The 14,954-nt window shown below is 62.9% G+C and carries 15 protein-coding genes; 4 read left to right on the plus strand and 11 right to left on the minus strand.

Translation table 11 applies throughout. The features are described 5' to 3' along the window. Positions 1-41: 41 nt before the first annotated feature. Positions 42-1,334, plus strand: coding sequence for a polysaccharide deacetylase family protein (locus tag P6U23_RS23710; protein WP_407174976.1), 1,293 nt, complete (start codon positions 42-44; stop codon positions 1,332-1,334). 2 nt (positions 1,335-1,336) lie between these two features. Here the strand turns inward: P6U23_RS23710 and P6U23_RS23715 are convergent, their stop codons facing one another. The 5 genes from P6U23_RS23715 to P6U23_RS23735 all read right to left on the minus strand — a co-directional run bounded on the left by P6U23_RS23715 (position 1,337) and on the right by P6U23_RS23735 (position 7,300). Then, positions 1,337-2,575 carry an NAD(P)/FAD-dependent oxidoreductase gene (locus tag P6U23_RS23715; RefSeq protein WP_407174977.1) on the minus strand — a complete coding sequence of 413 codons (1,239 nt, stop codon included), beginning with the start codon at positions 2,573-2,575 and terminating at the stop codon, positions 1,337-1,339. A gap of 34 nt (positions 2,576-2,609) precedes the next feature. Next, entirely contained in the window at positions 2,610-4,100 is a 1,491-nt protein-coding gene (locus P6U23_RS23720; RefSeq protein WP_407174978.1) for an MBOAT family O-acyltransferase, read from the minus strand. Positions 4,101-4,109: 9 nt separating this feature from the next. Continuing rightward, positions 4,110-5,045, minus strand: a complete 936-nt coding sequence (locus tag P6U23_RS23725; protein ID WP_407174979.1) for a hypothetical protein — start codon at positions 5,043-5,045, stop codon at positions 4,110-4,112. A gap of 342 nt (positions 5,046-5,387) precedes the next feature. Then, entirely contained in the window at positions 5,388-6,044 is a 657-nt protein-coding gene (locus P6U23_RS23730; protein ID WP_407174980.1) for a DUF5074 domain-containing protein, read from the minus strand. Between the two features lie 35 nt (positions 6,045-6,079). Beyond that, complete coding sequence (locus P6U23_RS23735; RefSeq protein ID WP_407174981.1) at positions 6,080-7,300, minus strand: helix-turn-helix domain-containing protein; 1,221 nt, start codon at positions 7,298-7,300, stop codon at positions 6,080-6,082. Between the two features lie 91 nt (positions 7,301-7,391). On the opposite strand from P6U23_RS23735, the gene P6U23_RS23740 reads away from it, so the two are divergent. Then, the gene (locus P6U23_RS23740; protein ID WP_407174982.1) at positions 7,392-7,691 is read left to right on the plus strand and encodes a hypothetical protein; all 300 of its coding nucleotides are present in this window, start codon (positions 7,392-7,394) and stop codon (positions 7,689-7,691) included. 120 nt (positions 7,692-7,811) lie between these two features. Here the strand turns inward: P6U23_RS23740 and P6U23_RS23745 are convergent, their stop codons facing one another. Then, positions 7,812-8,186 carry a hypothetical protein gene (locus P6U23_RS23745; RefSeq protein ID WP_024508645.1) on the minus strand — a complete coding sequence of 125 codons (375 nt, stop codon included), beginning with the start codon at positions 8,184-8,186 and terminating at the stop codon, positions 7,812-7,814. Positions 8,187-8,569: 383 nt separating this feature from the next. Between P6U23_RS23745 and P6U23_RS23750 the strand changes: the two genes are divergently transcribed. Together P6U23_RS23750 and P6U23_RS23755 are read left to right on the plus strand one after the other, a co-directional pair. Further along, positions 8,570-8,830 (plus strand): hypothetical protein, encoded by a 261-nt coding sequence (locus tag P6U23_RS23750; RefSeq protein WP_024508644.1) that lies wholly within the window; start codon positions 8,570-8,572, stop codon positions 8,828-8,830. A 285-nt stretch (positions 8,831-9,115) separates the two neighbouring features. Further along, complete coding sequence (locus P6U23_RS23755; protein ID WP_407174983.1) at positions 9,116-9,238, plus strand: hypothetical protein; 123 nt, start codon at positions 9,116-9,118, stop codon at positions 9,236-9,238. A gap of 22 nt (positions 9,239-9,260) precedes the next feature. Here the strand turns inward: P6U23_RS23755 and P6U23_RS23760 are convergent, their stop codons facing one another. From P6U23_RS23760 to P6U23_RS23780, 5 genes are read right to left on the minus strand one after another with little or no spacing between them, the layout of a single operon-like run. Then, positions 9,261-10,271, minus strand: a complete 1,011-nt coding sequence (locus tag P6U23_RS23760) for a formate dehydrogenase subunit gamma (RefSeq protein ID WP_407174984.1) — start codon at positions 10,269-10,271, stop codon at positions 9,261-9,263. 43 nt (positions 10,272-10,314) lie between these two features. Then, complete coding sequence (fdh3B, locus tag P6U23_RS23765; protein WP_407174985.1) at positions 10,315-10,911, minus strand: formate dehydrogenase FDH3 subunit beta; 597 nt, start codon at positions 10,909-10,911, stop codon at positions 10,315-10,317. 14 nt (positions 10,912-10,925) lie between these two features. Next, entirely contained in the window at positions 10,926-13,871 is a 2,946-nt protein-coding gene (locus P6U23_RS23770) for a formate dehydrogenase subunit alpha (protein WP_407174986.1), read from the minus strand. Between the two features lie 10 nt (positions 13,872-13,881). After that, positions 13,882-14,091 carry a twin-arginine translocation signal domain-containing protein gene (locus P6U23_RS23775; RefSeq protein ID WP_407174987.1) on the minus strand — a complete coding sequence of 70 codons (210 nt, stop codon included), beginning with the start codon at positions 14,089-14,091 and terminating at the stop codon, positions 13,882-13,884. A 27-nt stretch (positions 14,092-14,118) separates the two neighbouring features. Beyond that, positions 14,119-14,901 (minus strand): molecular chaperone TorD family protein, encoded by a 783-nt coding sequence (locus tag P6U23_RS23780; protein WP_407174988.1) that lies wholly within the window; start codon positions 14,899-14,901, stop codon positions 14,119-14,121. Between the last annotated feature and the right edge of the window lie 53 nt (positions 14,902-14,954).

The raw sequence follows: 14,954 nt of genomic DNA on the forward strand, positions 1-14,954 counted from the left end.
GCAGTCATAGATATTTGGCGTGGGAATACGGACGGTGCGTGATGGTCAGTAAGGGTTCGTTTGGCGTCCGGATCGGAGCTTGGGCCGCCCTTTGCGTTGGGGTCGCCTGGCTCCCCGCGCAAGCCGCGGTCGCGGCCGAATGCCCGGGCCATCCCGATGCGATCGGTACCGAACGAACCATCGTGGTCGACCCGCGCGAGCACCCGCGCATCGGCACCATGCAATATCCCGAAACGCTACCGCTGCGCGACCATGAGGTGGTGCTTACTTTCGACGACGGACCGCTGCCGCGTCACAGCAACCAGATTCTGCAGATCCTCGCCGATAATTGCGTGAAGGCGACGTTCTTCCTGATTGGCCAGCAGGCTCGTGCCAATCCGGAAGGCGTGCGCAAGCTGGTGGCGGCCGGCCACTCGTTCGGCACGCACAGCCAGACCCATCCGCTGACTTTCGAGAAGATGCCAGACGAGCGCGTCAGGCAGGAGGTCGACGAGGGGATTGCATCGGTCACCGCGGCACTGAGCGATCACAACGCTCTTGCGCCCTTCTTCCGCGTTCCGGGCCTGTTGCGGGCCAAGAACGTTGAGGACTATTTGGCTTCCAAGGGCATTCAGGTCTGGAGCGCGGACTTTGTCGCCGACGATTGGCGCCACATCTCGCCGGCGCGCGTCTATCAGCTTGCGATCAAGCGGCTGGAGCAGAAGCACAAGGGTATCCTGCTGCTGCACGACATCCAGGCCCGCACGGCTGCCGCACTGCCTATGATCCTGCATGAGATGAAAGTACGCGGCTATCATATCGTGCACGTCGTGTCGGCAACGCCTGAGCAGCCGGCAACGCCGACCGAGCCGCAGGACTGGCACATGCGCCCGACGCCCGAGGCCATGCCGGTTGCGGAGGGCGCGAAACTCCCGACTTTCGTCTTCAGCGAGGCGGAGCGCCTGGTGGCACCAACGTCTGATTTCGGTACGCTTGACGGCAAACTGCTGCTGAGCGGCGAGCCGTTCGACCGGGTGAAACGGCCGATCGAAGCCACCGCCTGGCCGAGCCCGACGGCACAGCCGGCGAACACTGCGGCGACGACGCTCCCGGCGCCGTCGGAAAGCCTGTTCGAGATCCCCGAGAAAGCGCAGACGCCGCTGGCGGCGGCTGCACGGGCCGCAGCCGAGACACCGCAGGCCGCCACTGCAAATGCGGCGCGAACAGCCTTCGCCCGCGCCGCTGGCTCGCAAAAGCGCGTTGCCCGTGGCGGCAAGGCCGAGGCGCAGGCGCGTGGCGAGAAGGGCGTGCGGCATCCGGTCAAGGTGGCCAGCCTCAAGAAACGCGAACGGTAATATCAGCCTTCGAAGCGATCGGCCCGACAGGCCGAGACGTCCACGCTGGGCGTCTCGCCGCTCATCAGTTCGGCCAGCAGCCGCCCCGTTACCGGTCCCAGGGTAAAGCCCTGATGGCCGTGCCCGAAATGCATCCACAGCCCCTTGTGCCGAGGGGCAGGCCCCAGAACCGGCAGCATGTCGGGCATGCACGGCCGGGTGCCGAACCACGGCTCGGCTTCGACCGGCCGGCCCAGATCGATGATTTGGCGCGCCGCCTGCTCCGCGCGTGCAAGCTGCGCCGGCGCTGGTTTATCGTCGGGCATCGCAAGCTCGGCGCCGGTGGTGATGCGCAGGCCGTTTTTCATCGGCGCTATCACGTAACCGGAAGCCACATCGCGCAATGGCAGACGGAGCACGCTGCCGCCTGCATAGTGCCGGTGATAGCCGCGCTTGCGCACCATCGGAATACGGTAACCGAATTTTCGCAAGGCGTCCGGCGACCACGGTCCCAGCGCGACCACAACGGCTTCAGCGTCGATGCGCCCATCGCGGGCTGTGACCGACCAAACGCCGTTGCGTTCGGCTAGCGTGGCGGCGTCGCCGAGCACGATCGCCCCGCCCGAACGTTCGAACAGCTTGGCATAGGCCGCAACGAGCCCACCGGGATCGGAAACGGTCCACGGCTCCAGCCAATGCAACCCGCCAAGACCTGCATCCATCAGGCCGGGCTCGACCTGTTTGAGCTCGTGCGCCGTCAAAACGCTGAACTTCGCGCCGTGAGCCGCATGCAGTGCCTCGGCCGCGGCGACCTCCGCGTCGAATGCAGCCTGCTCGCGGTAGAGCACGCGAAAACCCTCCCGGCGCACCAGCGCGTCTGCTCCGGCTTCGCCGATCAGATCCTCATGCTCCCGCGGGGCACGGCTGATGATCTCGGCATAGGCCGCCGAGATCCGATCATGCCGCCCCGGTGCCGAATGCGACCAGTAGCTGAGCAGCGGGCCGACATGATGACGCAGCGTCGCCATGCGATAGCGCACGTCATTGGTTCGGCCGGTCGCGATCCGCAGCAATGAGCGCCAGTCCCGCGGCATCGGATATGGCCGCAATGCCTCGCTCTGGATGATCCCGGCATTGCCATAGCTCGTCTCCTGCCCCGGCGGCTTGCGGTCGACGAGCGCCACCGACCAGCCACGACGCCGCAAATGGATCGCGGTGGCCACCCCGACCATCCCGGTGCCGAGAACGATCGCGCTTCTCATGGCAGAAAGTCCGCCTGTTCCGCACGTGCTGTCATCAGAATTGGAAATAAAGAAATTCAACGCGCTGCCACATGCCGAACAGCGAGACCGCGAATGTCAGCGAGCTCAGCAAAGCCCAGCCGAAGCTCGGCTGCCAGCGCACGAAGGCTGCCGTCTCCGGCGCGCGACGGTATTCGCGATAGCGAAACACTTGCGGAACATTGGGCAGAAAAAGCGCGATCGCCAGTGCCACCATGACCGCGCTCCAGCCGATCAGCAAGAGTCGCTCCTCACCGACCAGCAGAGGCAAGTCCATCACGCGAAGAATGCCGGGCGAGCCGTAAGCGGCGCCGGCCGTTTCGAGCCCCGCCAGACTGGCAAGCATGTGTCCTGCCCCAGTCACCGATTTCGCGCGAAAGAACACCCAGGCGACAACCACAGCGACGAATGTCAATCCCCAGGAGGACATCTGTGTCACCAGACCTGCCCGCCGCTTCCATTTATCACCGCGCCAGAGATGATTGAGAACGAGATAGAGGCCGTGAAGCCCGCCCCAGATCAGGAAGTTCCAGCCGGCGCCGTGCCAGAGCCCTCCCAGCAGCATGGTCACCATCAGGTTGATGTAACGCCGCTGCACGCCGAGCCGGTTGCCGCCGAGCGGAATGTAGAGATAGTCGCGCAAGAAGCGCGACAGGGTAATGTGCCAGCGCCGCCAGAAATCGATGATCGATGTCGCCTTGTAAGGCGAGCGGAAGTTGACCGGCAAGCGAATGCCGAACAGCAAAGCCAGCCCGATCGCCATGTCCGAGTAGCCCGAGAAATCGAAATAGATCTGCAGCGTATAGGCCAGGATTGTCAGCCAGGCCCATTCCGCAGGTACGCTGCCGCCGGCATCCACATGGGCGAACAAGGGGTTGACAAACTGCGCGAGGTTGTCGGCGATCGCAACCTTCTTAAACAGGCCGGCTACAAAGATCGCCCAGCCCTGGGCCCCAAGCAGCGCCGAGCGGCCCACGCGCTCGCGCTTGAACTGCGGAATCATCTCGGCGTGATGAACCAGCGGTCCTGCGATCAGATGCGGGAAGAAGGCGACAAATAGCGTGAAGCTTACGATGTCGCGTTCCACCTTCGCGCCGCGCATCACATCGACCAAATAGGCAATCTGCTGGAACGTGAAGAAGGAGATGCCGAGCGGCAGAACGACATCGAGATGCGGCAACGGCGCGCCGGTCGCCTCATGCAAGACGTCAAACAGAAAATCGGCGTATTTGAAAAAGCCGAGGACCGAGAGGTTGAGCGCGACGCCGACGGTGCCAATCGTGCGGCGCCGCAAGGGATCGTCCATCGCCAGCCCAAGCAGGTAGTTGATCGCCACCGATCCTGCAAACAACGACAGGTAAATCGGCCGCCAAGCGCCATAAAACGTCAACGACGCCACGGCCAGGACCACGATGCCGGCGCGAGCGGAATGACGACGCGCCGCGGCAAAGGCGAGAATCGTGGCGGGAAGAAATTGAAATATGAATGCGAACGAGCTGAACAGCATCGGATGCGGCTACTGCTTCAGCATCCCAACGAGATAGCGGGTGTAGATTGGCACGCCCGACGCATTGACATGCATTTCGTCGGCGTAGTTCTGCTGTGCCAGCCCCGGGACCTGCGGAAGGTTCAACACCTCGAACCCGCAGCGACGCCCCGCGTCCGTGATCAAGTCTACGTATTGGTCGTCTTTTGTCCGCCAGGCCGGGTCAGATGCGCGATCATAGCGCGGCGCCCACGGAGGTATCACCACCGTGAGCCTGCGCGTGAAACCGACCATGTCGCAAAGCGCGCCGATCCCGAACCTCGCCTTGGGACCAGAAATGTCCCAATTCGCATAATGAGCGTGCGAACCGATTGTCGCTGGCCAGCGGTCTTCCGGCTCCGTCTGGTCAATGGTTCCGAGCCCGAATGCAGGCGGCGGAGGCCCGCGATCGCTGATGTTCTGATCCGCCGCCAGCCGACTTGCAAAAGCCTCCCGGACGAAGCGGATCAGCGTGCCTATCTTTAAGGGAAGAAAGCTGATCATCTCGTCGAGGACACCCAGCCGCGCCACCACGTCAAGCGGGTAGACTGCAGCCGACTTCACGCCCTCGTTAAACAGAAATGGCGCGACGCTGACGACCGTGTGGGCGTCCCGAAAGGCCTCGGGTTCTTGACGCATGGCCGCGAGCAACGCCAGCGGCTCGCCGGCATCATAGGCGATGTTGACGACAGCACCAGCAGGTCTTCCGATCAGTTGCGCGACGAGAACAGGATCGACTTGATAGACGGTCCGACTCTCCCCGCCGAAAATGAGCACAGGGTGCGTTTTCAACAGCGGCAGTTTCTTGGCAAGGAGAGCCGGCACATCATCATGGACGCGCTTTGCGAGCGAGAGCAGTCCGGCAAGCGTCCCGAGCCAGACGATCGCGCTGAGCGCGAAGGTGAGCAGCAACCATGTGTGCGTCATGTACGGCGCACGGATTTGTGACCGCCTGGGCTGAACTGAAGACAGGAGCATCGGAGCCGCGATGAGGAGCGCAAGAGCGCTCACTCTTCACAGGTAGGTGCGGCATGTCAATTGAAAGCACCACTCGCGAGACTTCTCTCTGTGCCGCCCGGGGTGCGGAACCCCGCTCGATGTACGAGGAATTGTGGCGGCTGTTTCAGTCGAAGGCAGAGCTTCACGCGCTGGCTGTCGTCGCCCGGTCGACCAGACGACCAGTATTTCAAAGGCGATAATGCAAAACATCAGCCAGCACGACGCACTAGATCCCCGCTTTCGCGGGGAATGACGATTGGCTTGAAATATCTACCGACGATTAAACGCAGAGCCTAGCCTCGGTCGGCGGACCGCCCTCACCTTGCCGCTGTTGCCACCGCCGCAAAAGAACTGGTCACCGCCGTCGGATTCGAGTCCGGAGACCCCGGTGCCGGCCGGCATATCGAGTCGCTCCAGCACCTCGCCGGTCTGCGGGTCTATTCGCCGCACATCGCTCTCGTCACCTTCCCAGGTGCCGTGCCAAAGCTCGCCGTCAACCCAGGTCACACCGGTGACGAAGCGATTGGTCTCGATGGTGCGAAGGATCGTCCCCGTTTCGGGATCGATCTGATGGATCTTGCGATCCCGATATACGCCCACCCAGAGCGTCCCCTCGGCCCAGGCGAGCCCGGAATCTCCGCCGGCGCCAGGCGCCGGGATGGTGGCGAGCACCCGCCCGCTCTTCGGATCGATCTTCTGGATGCGGTCCTCGGCGATCTGAAACAGGTGCCGGCCGTCGAAAGCCGTTCCTGCATGGGCCGCGACGTCGATCGAGCGCCGCATGGTCCCGCTCCCCGGGTCCAACGCGCTCAACCTGTCTCCCGTCGCGAACCAGACCTGCTCGCCGTCATAGGTTACTCCATGCACCTTTTCGACCCCCGGAAAGGGCCCATATTCGCGGATGATTTCGGCCGCCTCTCTCTTCATCTTTCGATCCTCGCCAGTATTTTGATGGCGCGATCCTAGTCCGCGGGCAAAGGAGCCGGGAGTAACAAGGTGGTCGCGAAACCGGGCACGGGCGGGGTCACCCACCGGCGCGCGCGGCCGCGGCCAAAGGACTGCACCTTGCCGGCTGCAGCAAGCTCGTCGAGCGAGCGCTGCACGGTGCGCTGGCTGGCACCAAGCGCCAGCGCCAGTGCCGAGCTCGACCAGGACTCGCCGTCGGCGAGAAAAGCCAGCACCGCCGCGTGTGCCTCTTCGACCGGCCGCGCCAGCACGACCGCCTTGCGCGCACCGCGCGGCACCAGTGCAAAGCCTTCCCTGGTCGCGCTGATATCGGCGAACGTGCGAAGAACGCGGCGAAGTCGCCCGATTTCCACACGCAGCCGTGCGCGATGCGATTCATCGGCGTGCTTTCCTCGGAAAGCTAAGGCGACCAGCGTACCCCTGGGCACGTCGTGCGGCCAAGCTTCGGCCAAGGCGCGCGCGAGCGCAAACAACACCGGACGCGTCGTCAGCGAGATCACCTTGGTCGCATCGCGTACGGCATGGCGGCTTGCGTCCACGACGAGCGCGTCCGATGCCAGCAATGTCTCGACCTCCTCAAGCAGAAGTGGTCGCGACTCGCCATTGGCAATCAGGCGCGCCGCGGGCCTGTTCAGCACGAGGGACGCGCTTTCGACCTCGGCGATCAACGCCGGGATGGCCGCTTGCCGCGCGGCGCGCTCGGCCCGAACGAGCGCTTCGCGCGCCGGTTTCGTCCGGAGGCGTCGCATTGCGATCCCGGCAACGACCAGCTCATGGGCGGCTCGTGAGGCCGGCAGCAACGGCGTGGGGTCGAGTGCGGCAAGCCGGCGCTCGGCTTCGTCGAGATGTCCGATCAGGAGCAGGCGGCGGACCTCGAGATACCGCGCATGGGCGGCATTGACGCGATCGCCGTGTGTTTCGAGCGTCGCCCGCGCCGCATCGAGCGCTTTCGCCGAAAAGCCCAGGTCGCGCGAGACCAGTGCGATCTCGGCCTCGGCCACCACGCACCGCGCGCGGGCGACCGCCTCTTTCGGACCGAACGCGCGCGCCGCGCCTCGCAGCAGCGCCTTGGCGCGAACGAGATCGCCGAGCTGCGCCATCGCGATGCCGCGAAGCGCGAGCGCAGGCGCATCGTCGCGCAACGCGACCCGCTTCAGTGCACCCAGGGGATCACCCGCCGCGAGCGCCCGGCCCGCGGCCGTGATGAGCGAGTCCATTTGAATCCCGCCACACTTGTCACTCTCACCGCTGCTAGGTCCTAGTCTATCTCACGGCCACAAACCAGTACGTCCTGGCGAGGAGGCCATCATGGTCGACCGCACGGCCACTCAACGCGAAACTGCAGGTGCCTGCACCAGAGGCGGCGATGGCACCGCGCTTGGCGCAGCCGACTGGTTATCTCTGGCGGCGGCCCCGACATTCGCAACAATGGCACTGCTGACGTCCGTTCTTGGTGGTGGCGCGACGGACATGCTCTGCACGAGCGCGCATCCCTCGCCGCTAGGCGGAATGGTGCCGATGTACTTGCTGATGAGCGCCTTCCATTTGGCGCCCTGGCTGAAGTTCGTCTCGCGGCAACGCGCCGCCAGGATGCGGAATCATGTTTAGCATCGGGGCGAGCAAAGTCGCGTCAGCGACGTGCCCACCAGTCGCATCGCAGATCGGGGTTGGTGGGCACGTTTGCGGATTGCCTACCCTATTCCGCTACTCGGCTCCCGTTGGCCCCACTCAATCCGTCACGATCTTGGCGACGCAGAGCAGCACTACGAGCGCCAGAAAGAACAGGTCCATATAGGCCTTCAGCTCGTTGTCACGGCGCAGCACGCTGACGTCCTGAATGGTCTGCTTGCGCAACGGCGAGACTGCGCCGCCGTCGGTGATCAGAGAGACGAGCTTGCGCCCCTCCGCCTCCAATCGTTCGATCCGCTGGTAGAAGAAGAACGAGCGCACAGCGGAGACGGCGCGCAGGCCGGCATAGATCAAGACGAGGAGCGCGAGGACCGCGCGATTGTTGTATTTCTCGATGTAGTTCAGACTGAAATAGACCGAGGCCAGCAACGCGAAATCAGTGACGAAGTGGTAGACGAAGCTCAGGAATCGCATGGGTGCCCCGTGGCGGTAGGTGTTTCGTCTCTCGTTCGTGCGCGAAGTCTTGCCTTCCGGACGCAGGGCCGGAACAGCCGCAGTCAATCCCACTCTTAATCGGACTTACGCCACTGTTGTAACAGCAGGGCAACGGAAGTGAGGTCCGGCAGCGTTTGTCCCCCCGCGCAACGAACCGGCGCCGCCATTTAGGCGCACGAGCGAGCCGCTTTCAACCCCGATTCCGAGTGCTTCATCCCGGACGGTATATGATTCCTCTATTCCGTTTCCTGCGGACCGGCCGCGTCCTTCGCAAATCCCCCGGTTTCTCGGCTCAAAGCAACGTGGCAGCGAACACCGGATCGGGCTACAATGAGCCTTGCCACAGCATGTGGAGTGCGCCGATGCCCAGAAAAGGAATCACGGGCCACGACGAATGGGTCGTCACCGAAGCCTTGGCGACCGCCTTCGTGGCGCTGGAACAGCTCCCGTCGAAGCACCAGCCGCGGGCCCACATGGAGGACATCAGGAAGCTGCTCGCCAACGGCCGCGAGCCGGCAACCGTCCGCCTGCATCTGGCGCAAGCCAAATGCCGGCTCAACCCTCACCTTAACCCCTTGAGCATCTACGAGGAATACGGCATCAGCAGCGACCTTTACGGCTGAGGCCTGCATCACCCGCGTTTCGCTGCTTCGCAGAACCGAGGTAGGGCCATGCTACCAGCCGCTATCCGTCCTGGAGCGCCGAGAGGCTGCTAGCAACTTCAATAGCGGACATGGGAAAGGCGGGCGGCTCGACCGCAAGGCACGATCTCGACATCACGTCGGAAAGACACGGCAGCAGCGTCACTGCCGGCGGGTTACGCACATTTTCCGCAGCCGCCCGCAGTTTGCGCGGTTTGGCCGAAGTCCCCATCTTTTGCTATGATCTTCGTGTTGCGGAGAACGGCCATGAAAGCGTTTTTGTTGGGTTGCGCAGCCGCGATCGTGATCGCCGCGATCGGCGTTGTTGTCCTGAACCAGGTTCAAGAACCGGTCCAGCAGGCCTTTGCGACAAGCGCAGTACGCCTCTGATCGGCCGATGAAATCGACCCGCCTATTCCGCTGGCGCGGCGGCGGGCTGCCGTCGCGCATCATTGGGACCGGTGCGCGCGCTCTCCTCTTCGAGCCACAGGCTGTGGTGCTCCTTGGCCCAGTTGACGTCCACCGTACCCGATCCCATCGCTTCGAAGGCGCCTTCCATTCCGATCGTGCCAATGTAGATGTGCGCCAGCATCGCCGCTATGAACAGAACCGCGACGACGGAGTGGACAACTTGCGCGAGTTGCATCCCTTCGATGCCTGACAGGTAGAAGGGAAACATGAGCTGATATCCGGTGGCTGCAACCAGACCGCCGCCAATGACCACGATCCAGTAAATCGCCTTCTGGCCTGCATTAAAGCGGTAGGCCGGCGGCTGATCGTGTCCGACGATGCCGCCGCCTCGCTTGAGCCAATCGACATCAACCTTGTTGGGGATATTCCCGGCGAGCCACATCAGGAAGATCAGCACGACGCCGATGGTGAACGGGAAGCTCAGATAGTTGTGAGCGTACTTCGCCCATTGCGACCATTCGGAAAACGCCTCGAAGCCGATCAGCGGTAGCAGCAAAGGCCGGCCGAAGGTGATGTTCAGCCCCGAAATCGCGAGCACGATGAAACAGGTCGCCGTCATCCAGTGCACGAAGCGCTCAAAGGTCGTGAAGCGCACGATGGTTCGACCGGAACGTCCGCTTTCGAGCCGGACCATGCCGCGGGTGAGATAAAAGATCAGGAGCACGGCGAGCATGCCCAGGACCGCAATTCCGCCGACCCAGCGCAGCGCTACTGTCCGAAACTCACGCCACTCGCGCCCGGCCGGCTGCACGAGGACGCTGGACCGCTGATCGGGAATGCTGACGCGCCCCTGTATTCGGTCGAATTCCTGGAGAAGTTGCTGCTCCCTCACGGAGCTCGCCGTCGGGTTGACCTGATCCTGCTGGGCCATGGATGGTGCTGACGCCGTCAGAATCAACAGAAATGCCAACGCGCCGACAGTCCGAGAAATCAACCGCTCGAAAGAGGCCATGAACTCCTCCCGGTAGCTTGCGCGCTTCGCATGCCGCGCCGCCTCAAGACTCGATGGTTTCGCGATAGGCGGTTTTCCAACCCCAGGCGCCAGAGCCGTAACCACGTTTCTTGACGCGCTCCTTGTAGATCTGGGCGATGACTTCGCCATCGCCGGCGAGCAACGACTTGGTCGAGCACATCTCGGCGCAGAGCGGCAATTTGCCCTCGGCAAGACGGTTCGCCCCATACTTCTCGTATTCTTCCTTGCTGCCATCGGCCTCGGGACCGCCGGCGCAGTACGTGCATTTGTCCATTTTGCCGCGCGAGCCAAAATTACCGACCTTTGGATATTGCGGCGCACCGAACGGACAGGCATAGAAGCAATAACCGCAGCCGATGCACAGATCCTTGGAGTGAAGCACGACACCGTCGGCCGTCGTGTAGAAGCAGTTCACCGGGCAGACCGCGGCGCAGGGCGCGTCGGTACAATGCATGCAGGCCATCGTGACGGATCGCTCGCCCGGCTTGCCGTCGTTGATGGTAACGACGCGGCGCCGGTTGATGCCCCAGGGCACTTCGTGCTCGTTCTTGCAGGCGGTCACGCATGCATTGCACTCGATGCACCGGTCGGCGTCGCAGAGAAATTTCATCCGAGCCATGTACGTTGCTCCTCTTAAGCTGCGACGATTTGACAGAGCGTAACCTTCGGCTCCTGCATGCCGGTCGCAGGGTCATAGCCGTAGGTCGTGATCGTATTTGCGCTCTCGCCGAGCACGATCGGGTCGGTGCCCGCGGGATAGTTCTTGCGCAGATCGTTGCCGCCGAACCAGCCGCCGAAGTGGAACGGCATCCAGGCAACGCCCTTCCCGACCCGTTCGGTGACCAGCGCCTTCATCCTGGCACGCGAGTTGTTTTCGGCGCCGCTCACCCAGACCCAGCCGCCATCCTTGATGCCGCGATCAGCGGCATCCGACGGATTGATCTCGATGAACATGTCCTGCTGCAGTTCGGCGAGCCACGGATTGGTGCGGGTCTCCTCGCCGCCGCCCTCATATTCCACAAGGCGACCGGAGGACAGGATCAGTGGAAATTGCTTGGCGATCCCCTTCTCTACCGCAGCCTTCTGCACCGAGAATCCGATGTTGGGTACGCGGAACTGCTTTGCGTCAGGCAACGTCGGATATTTTGCGACCAATTCGACCCGCGGGGTGTAGATCGGCTCGCGGTGGACCGGAATGGGATCCGGCAAGCCGAACGCATTCATGCGCGCCTTGCCGTTGCCGTAGGGCACGCAGCCATGCATCAGCGCAACGCGCTGGATGCCGCCCGACAGGTCGAGCGACCAGGAGACCGTATCGGGGTTGGCGGGATTGACCTTGTTGATGGTGGCCATCTCGGCCTCAGTCAGCTCCTTGTCCCAGCCGAGCTTCTTCAACACCGCCAGCGTGAACTCGGGGTAGCCGTCCTGAATCGCCGAACCCTTTGAATACGAGCCCTCCGCCAACAGGCTGACCTTCCGTGTGGTGCCGTCGGGCAGCTTCTCCTCGCGCTCGAGGCCGAAGCGCGGCCGGAACGTGCCGCCGCCATCCATCACATGGAGATTGGTATTGTAGAGCAGGGCCGTGCCGGGGTGCCGCAGTTCCGGCGTGCCCCAGCATGGCCACGGCAGACCGTAATAGTCGCCTCCGACTTCCGGATCGTCCTTGGGCGCGCGCATGGTCACCAGGTCGAACTTGGCCTGGTTCTTCATGTGCGCTTTCAACCGTTCCGGCGATTGGCCGCAATAGCCGGTCGACCAGCTACCGCGATTGATCTCGCGCAGCACGTCCTCGGCCTCGGGAAGATTATTCTCGACCCTGATGTTTTTGAACATCTTGTCGGCAACGCCGAATTTCTTCGCCATAAGATAGATGAGCTCAAGATCATCCTTGCATTCGAACACCGGTTTGACGATCTGCTCACCCCATTGCAGCGAGCGGTTCGAAGCGACCCGCGATCCCTTGCACTCGAACTGAGTAGCGATGGGGAGAAGATAGAGATCATCTTTGCGCCCGGCCTCGACAGAGAGCGACGTCCATGTCGTGGGATGGGGGTCGGCGACCACCAGCAATTCGAGCGCCTTCAGCCCCTTCAGAGATTCGGGAATGCGCGTAATACTGTTGCTGGCGTGTCCCTGCACGAACACCGCCTTGATATTGTCCTGCTGCGCAACGTCGCTCTTCGGCAGGATGGTGGCATCGAACCAGCGTGTCAGCGGAATGCCTGGCGTTTCCATCTGCTTCTTGTCGCTGAAGCGCGAGGCCAGATAATCGTAATCGACTTCCCAGACCCGCGCCCAGTGCTTCCAGGCGCCTTCCGCGAGGCCGTAGTAGAACGGCAGCGTCACGATATCGAGGCCAACGTCCGTTGCACCCTGGACGTTGTCGTGGCCACGGAAGATATTTGCGCCTGTCCCCGCCTTGCCCACGTTTCCGGTAAGCAAGAGCGCAATGCAACTCGTTCGCACATTGGCCGTGCCGACCGTGTGCTGCGTCTGGCCCATGCACCAGATCAGCGTCGAAGGCTTCTCGGTGGCAAACATCTTGGCGACCCGCTCGAGCTGCGCAGGGGGCACCCCGCTGACGCGCTCGACTTCGTCCGGCGTCCACTTCTCGACTTCCTTGCGAAGATCGTCGAAGCCGTAGACGCGTTGCCGAATGAACTCCTGGTCCTCCCAGCCATTCTTGAGAACGTGCCACATCATCCCGTAGAGCACGGGGATATCGGTGCCGGGCCGCAACCGTACATATTCCGTCGCATGCGCCGCGGTCCGCGTCAGACGCGGGTCGACAACGATGAAATTGGCCCTATTCAACTCCTTTCCTTCGAGCAGATGCTGCAACGATACAGGATGGGCCTCCGCCGGATTTCCGCCCCAGATGATCAGGGTCTTCGAATTCCTGATGTCATTGAAGCTGTTCGTCATCGCGCCGTAGCCCCATGTATTGGCCACGCCCGTGACTGTCGTCGAATGGCAGATGCGCGCCTGATGGTCGGTGTTGTTGGTGCCCCAGAACGCGCCGAGCTTGCGGAAGAGATAGGAGCCCTCATTCGTCATCTTGGCTGATCCAAGCCAATAGACGGAATCGGGGCCGGATTTCTCACGGACCTGCATCAGCTTGTCGCCGATCTCATTGATGGCGGTATCCCACGAGATGCGCGTCCATTGACCGCCCGCAAGTTTCATCGGGTAGCGCAGCCGGCGCTCGCTATGCACGAGTTCGCGCACCGAGGCGCCCTTGGCGCAATGTGATCCGCGATTGATTGGCGAATCCCAGCTCGGCTCCTGGCCAACCCATACCCCGTTCAACACTTCCGCGGTTACCGTGCATCCGACCGCACAATGCGTGCAGATGTTCTTGCGTACGGTTGCCCCTGCGGAGAGCGGACCGGCGGCGGCAGCTTCCGCCTTGCGAACACCTCCGACCGGCAATGTGCCCAACGCGGCGAGCGCGCCTCCGGCAAGGCCGGAACGGCGCAGAAATGCACGGCGGTCAAGTCCGCCGACTTGCCCGGACAGGGTGGCCGCGACGGATCCGTGTGAAGCGGTTTCGGAACGCTGTGTCCTCTTGATCAGCACGGCAGCCTCCTCAACCCGGATAACGATTGACGCGATAGTACTTCTTCACATGATCGGTTTCTTTGTAGCGCGCCTTCAGTTTCTCATCGTTGGTCTCGCTGTCTGCCCGCGCGGGCGCGAGCAAGGGCGTTGCCAGCGTCGCGCTGGCACCAACTGTGCCGATACCGACCTTGCGGAGGAAATCGCGGCGGCCGACGGTCGTTTGCTTCTCGTCCTTCATCGCATTCCTCCTCAACCGGTGCAGTGGTCAACTGGCGAACGTAAAAGCCTCAGCTTCGATTTCCAGAAACACGCGTCCAAGTGTTCCGACCGAGCGGTAGAACCTGGCGTTTTCAGCTTTCTCCAAATCAGCGAATAAATGACCCATCCAGCGGGACAGATGTTTCTCGAAGAAGGCGCGCTGCGCGTGCGGCGACGCGACGAAGCGACCAGCCGCAAGGCCGGCCATGATCTCGCACAACGTCGCCGCATGATCCTCGGGTTCGGAATTGGTTTCGACCCGCTCGATACCAAGCGCGGCAAGATCCTCGCGCAAGCGGGACAGCGGGCGTTCGTTGAGGAAGCCGGTCAGATAGTAGGATGCGTAGGGCAGCAGCTCGCCACGCCCTACTCCGACGAACACATCGAAATATTCGCGCTCAACCTCGGTAGCGACGGCACGCGCCGCCGCTTCCGCGAGAGCCGCATGGGCACGCCCCAGCGGCGTCGCATCGTGGGGCAGTTGCGCGATCTGTTCCAGCAACGCAGGCGATGGCGCGGAAGCGAGCAACGTTGCGAGCAACGCATATTCCTGCGCACGCGCGGCATCGAGCGGATCAACAGCATGATCCGCCGCCGCCGCTGACTCGCCGTAGAGATCGGGACGAAGCAACTTGCGCGGCACGTCGGTCGCGGCTTCCACCGCGACCACCCGCTCCGCAGGCACCCTGTTCCAGTTGGAAACGGAAGGCTGCGCAATACCAATCTTGCGGGCAAGCTGGGCTACGCCGCCTGCTGCATCGATAGCTCGATTGAGGCCCGCATCGCGCACGTGGACCTCCCCATCCAGGGTGCCAAGCGCTTGAATAGCTTTGCGCAATCAAG

Source organism: Bradyrhizobium sp. STM 3562, assembly GCF_045571435.1.
Taxonomy (GTDB): Bacteria; Pseudomonadota; Alphaproteobacteria; order Rhizobiales; family Xanthobacteraceae; genus Bradyrhizobium.